This window comes from Streptomyces glaucescens, from assembly GCF_002154375.1.
In the GTDB taxonomy this organism is placed as follows: domain Bacteria; phylum Actinomycetota; class Actinomycetes; order Streptomycetales; family Streptomycetaceae; genus Streptomyces; species Streptomyces glaucescens.
The window spans coordinates 1-4,561 of record NZ_MUND01000284.1 but is presented as its reverse complement, the minus strand read 5'-3'; the positions used below and the strand labels follow the sequence as shown (position 1 = coordinate 4,561).

5 protein-coding genes are annotated in these 4,561 nt (G+C 71.1%); 3 read left to right on the top strand and 2 right to left on the bottom strand.

Annotated elements, in window-relative coordinates; translation table 11 throughout:
- A partial coding sequence (locus CCN42_RS19400; protein ID WP_143661955.1) for a dihydrolipoamide acetyltransferase family protein occupies positions 1-743 on the top strand: 743 nt, incomplete at its 5' end.
- 77 nt (positions 744-820) lie between these two features.
- Here CCN42_RS19400 and CCN42_RS19395 read toward each other — a convergent pair.
- Entirely contained in the window at positions 821-1,720 is a 900-nt protein-coding gene (locus CCN42_RS19395) for a D-alanyl-D-alanine carboxypeptidase family protein (RefSeq protein ID WP_086737387.1), read from the bottom strand.
- A 186-nt stretch (positions 1,721-1,906) separates the two neighbouring features.
- Between CCN42_RS19395 and CCN42_RS19390 the strand changes: the two genes are divergently transcribed.
- A complete protein-coding gene (locus CCN42_RS19390; RefSeq protein ID WP_086737385.1) occupies positions 1,907-2,560 on the top strand; it encodes a GntR family transcriptional regulator in 654 nt (217 codons plus the stop codon).
- Entirely contained in the window at positions 2,557-3,858 is a 1,302-nt protein-coding gene (locus CCN42_RS19385) for an MFS transporter (RefSeq protein WP_086737383.1), read from the top strand. Before CCN42_RS19390 ends, CCN42_RS19385 begins: the two co-directional genes overlap by 4 nt.
- A 52-nt stretch (positions 3,859-3,910) precedes the next feature.
- Here CCN42_RS19385 and CCN42_RS19380 read toward each other — a convergent pair.
- Positions 3,911-4,561: SAM-dependent methyltransferase (locus tag CCN42_RS19380; protein ID WP_107427616.1), on the bottom strand; the 651-nt coding region annotated here is incomplete at its 5' end.

The window sequence follows — 4,561 nt, the reverse complement described above, 5'->3', positions numbered from 1 at the left end:
CCCCCCAGGCCGCCCCGGCCCCCTCCGCCGGTCACGACGCGGCGCGCGAGACCCGGATCCCGGTCAAGGGCGTCCGCAAGGCCACGGCCGCGGCGATGGTCGGCTCGGCGTTCACCGCGCCGCACGTCACGGAGTTCGTGACGGTCGACGTCACGCGCACCATGAAGCTGGTCGAGGAGCTCAAGCAGGACAAGGAGTTCGGCGGCCTGCGGGTGAACCCGCTGCTGCTGATCGCCAAGGCGCTGCTGGTCGCCGTCAAGCGCAACCCGGACATCAACGCGTCCTGGGACGAGGCGGCCCAGGAGATCGTGGTCAAGCACTACGTCAACCTGGGCATCGCGGCGGCCACCCCGCGCGGTCTGATCGTGCCGAACATCAAGGACGCGCACGCCAAGACCCTGCCCCAGCTGGCCGAGTCGCTGGGCGAGCTGGTGAGCACGGCGCGCGAGGGCAGGACGTCCCCGGCGGCCATGCAGGGCGGCACGATCACCATCACCAACGTCGGCGTCTTCGGCGTCGACACCGGCACGCCGATCCTCAACCCCGGCGAGTCCGCGATCCTCGCGGTGGGCGCGATCAAGCTCCAGCCGTGGGTCCACAAGGGCAAGGTTAAGCCCCGTCAGGTCACCACCCTGGCGCTCTCCTTCGACCACCGCCTGGTCGACGGCGAACTGGGCTCCAAGGTGCTGGCCGACGTGGCCGCCGTCCTGGAGCAGCCCAAGCGGCTGATCACCTGGGCGTGAGCCGGTAGCGGCACACGGAAGGGGCCCGTCGCCGGGAGGCGGCGGGCCCCTGTGCCGTGCCGTGGTGCGCCGGTGCGTCAGCTGATGCGCGCGTAGCCGTAGTTGATGAGCTTCTTCACGTCGCTGGTGCGGTAGGCCTCCGAGGAGGAGGACAGGACGGTGCCCATCACCTGCTCGCCGTTGAGCGTGGCGGCGAAGACCAGGCAGTACTTGGCCTCGGGGCCGGAGCCGGTCTTGATGCCGAGCGTGCCGTTCCAGCCGAGCAGCGTGTTGGTGTTGTACCAGGTCGCCATCGTCCGGATGGAGCCGGACGCGGTGATCGTCTTGGCCGTGTACGACTTGGTCTTCACGACGGCCCGGAACGTGCTGCTCTTCATCGTGCTGCGCGCGAGCTTCGTCAGGTCGCGCGGCGTCGAGTAGTTGGAGCCGTTGCTGAGGCCGTCGAACGAGTCGAAGTGCGTGTTGGTCATGCCCAGGCTCTTGGCCATGGTGTTCATCTTGCCGATGAAGTTGGCGGTGCGGGCCTTGACCGTGGTGCCGGTGCCGAACTTGTCGGCGAGGGCCATCGCGGCGTCGCAGCCGGACGGCAGCATCATCCCGTAGAGCAGTTGGCGGACCGTCACCTTGTCGCCGACGATCAGGCGGGCCGTCGAGGGGTAGCCCTCGGCGACCATGTAGTCGCTGACCTCCCTCCTGATCGTCACCTTGGTGTCCAGGTTCAGGTTCGGTTGTGAGAGCACGACCTTGGCGGTCATGATCTTCGTGGTGGAGGCCGTGAGCCTCTTCGTGTCGCCGGACTTCGTGTACAGCGTCGCGCCGGTCGCGCCGTTCATCACGAACGCGCCCTTGGCGGTGACGGTGGGCACCGTGAGGGCCTGCGCGGGTGCGGCGACGACCGCGCCCGTGGCGATCATCGCGCCGGTGGCGAGCCCGACCGTGATGGCTCTGCGGACCCGAACGCCCGAAATGCTACTCATCAAGAGAAATACCCCGAACTAATCGTTAAGTCCCTTTTGTTGTGGCCGAGTTGAGAGGGGCGCAACAGGGCCGCACAGGTGAGACACCTGGGGGAGGTGAATGGTTGTACGGGAAATTCCGGGGCGCCCGGTCCGCATCCTGGACCGGCGATCCCTATGCGTACGTGATGTATCTATCCTGTCGGCATGACCTTGGCAGCCGTGAAGCAACCGCCCGCCGCCGACCGCGTCTACACCCACGTCAAACAAGGCGTCCTGGACCGCCGCTACGAGGGCGGGGCGCTCCTCACCGAGGGCGAGCTGGCCGAGGCCGTAGGGGTCTCGCGCACCCCCGTGCGCGAGGCGCTGCTGCGGCTGGAGGCCGAGGGACTGCTCAAGCTCTACCCGAAGAAGGGCGCCCTGGTGCTGCCGGTCTCCGCGCAGGAGATCGCCGACGTCGTCGAGACCCGCCTGCTGGTCGAGGAGCACGCCGCCCGCAAGGCCGTCCCCGCCCCGCCCGCGCTGATCACGCGTCTGGAGGAGCTGCTCGCCCAGCAGCAGGAGCAGGCCGCCGCCGGGGACCTGGCCGCCGTCGCGGTCACCGACCGCTGCTTCCACGCCGAGATCGTCCGCAGCGGCGGCAACGCCATCCTCTCCCGCCTCTACGACCAGCTCCGCGACCGCCAGCTGCGGATGGGCGTCGCCGTGATGCACTCCCACCCCGACCGCATCGCCAAGAACCTCGACGAGCACCAGGAGATCCTGAACGCGCTGCGCTCCGGCGACGCCGAGGCCGCCGTCGCCGTCGTCCACCGGCACGTCGGCTGGTTCTCGCACCTGGCGCGGGGTGAGGTCCGGTGAGCGCGCCGTCGATATCGCTGCCCGGCGATCCGCCCGGCGGCAGGCAGGCCGTCGGCGTCTGGTCGATCGGCGTCGCCGTCTACTTCGTCGCCGTCATCTTCCGTACCTCGCTGGGAGTCGCCGGCCTCGACGCCGCCGACCGCTTCCACGTGAACGCCTCCGCGCTGTCCACGTTCTCCATCCTCCAGCTGCTGGTCTACGCCGGGATGCAGATCCCCGTCGGCCTGCTGGTCGACCGGCTCGGCACCAAGAAGGTGCTGGCCATCGGAGTCGTGTTGTTCACGGCAGGCCAACTGGGCTTCGCCTTCTCCCCGTCGTACGGCATGGCGCTCGCCTCGCGGGCCCTGCTGGGCTGCGGTGACGCGATGACGTTCATCAGCGTGCTGCGGCTCGGCAGCCGCTGGTTCCCGGCCCGGCGCGGACCCCTGATCGCGCAGCTCGCCGGGCTCGTCGGCATGGCGGGCAACCTGGTCTCCACCCTGCTCCTCGCCCGGCTGCTGCACGGCATCGGCTGGACGCACGCCTTCGCCGGCAGCGCCCTCGCCGGAGTCGTCGTCCTCGTCCTGCTGCTGCTCTTCCTCAAGGACCACCCCGAGGGCCACGAGCCGGAACCGGCCTCGCACCGGGGAACGGCCTACGTCCGGCGGCAGATCGCCGAGTCCTGGCGGGAGCCCGGCACCCGGCTCGGCCTGTGGGTGCACTTCACCACGCAGTTCCCGGCGATGGTGTTCCTGCTGCTGTGGGGCATGCCGTTCCTGGTCGAGGCCCAGGGCCTCACCCGGGCCACCGCCGGTGAACTGCTGACCCTGGTCGTGCTGTCCAACATGGCGATCGGCCTGGTCTACGGCCAGATCGTGGCCCGGCACCACGGGGCGCGCCTGCCGCTCGCGCTCGGCACGATCGCGGCGACGGCGGTGCTGTGGGGGACGACCCTGGCCTGGCCCGGTGAGCGGGCGCCGATGTGGCTGCTGGTCGTGCTGTGCGCGGTGCTCGGCGCCTGCGGGCCCGCCTCCATGATCGGCTTCGACTTCGCCCGCCCGGCGAACCCGCCGGAGCGCCAGGGCACGGCGTCCGGCATCACCAACATGGGCGGGTTCGTCGCCTCGATGACGACCCTGTTCGCGGTCGGGGTGCTGCTGGACGCCACCGGGGACGACTACACCGTCGCCTTCTCCTCCGTCTTCGTGCTCCAGGCCCTCGGCGTCAGCCAGATCCTGCGGCTGCGCGGGCGGGCGGCCCGCCGGGAGCGGGAGCGGCTGGTGACGAGCCGGGTGGAGGCGGTGCACGTGCCGGCGTGAGCCCGCCGCGTCGGCGCACCCCCGTGGGCGCTGCCCGGGCAGGCCGCCACCGTCAGCGCACCACCGGTACGAGTGTGAGGAAGGCCAGGCCCAGCACCCCCCGGTAGTGCATCCACTGGGAGCGATGGCGGTCGGCCCGCTCGCGGGTCCCGGCCGCCAGCGGATGCCCCGGGTTGCGGGCCAGCCACACCTCCACGTCCGCCTGGTACGCCGACTCGAACTCCTCCCACTCCTCCAGCGTCGCCGTCTCCGTCCACTCGGGACGGAATCCCGCCTCGACGGCCAGATCGAGCAGTGCCGCCAGGCCGGGGTGGTCGGAGGCGGAGGCCCGCGGCCACATCCCGGACAGTTCGGCGGGCGTAGGGGTCCGCTGCCAGAAGCCCTCGCCGAGCAGCACCCGTCCGTCGTCGGTGACCAGCTCCCGCAGGACGCGCAAGGCCCGCGGCAGGTGCTCCGGCGGTTCCACGGTGGTCAGCGCCTGACTGGAGCCGACGCACAGCACCAGATCGGCGGGCCCGCGCCCGGTGTCCACGGCGGACTCCTCGAGGAGCGTCACCCGGTCGGCGAGCCCCCGGTCGCGCGCGGCCCGGCGGGCCCGGTCGAGGTCGTCACCGCTCAGCTCGACACCGGTGCCGGTGGCTCCGGGGACGGCGGCGAGGACGCGCAGCAGCAGCTCGGCCCAGCCGCAGCCGAGGTCCAGGAC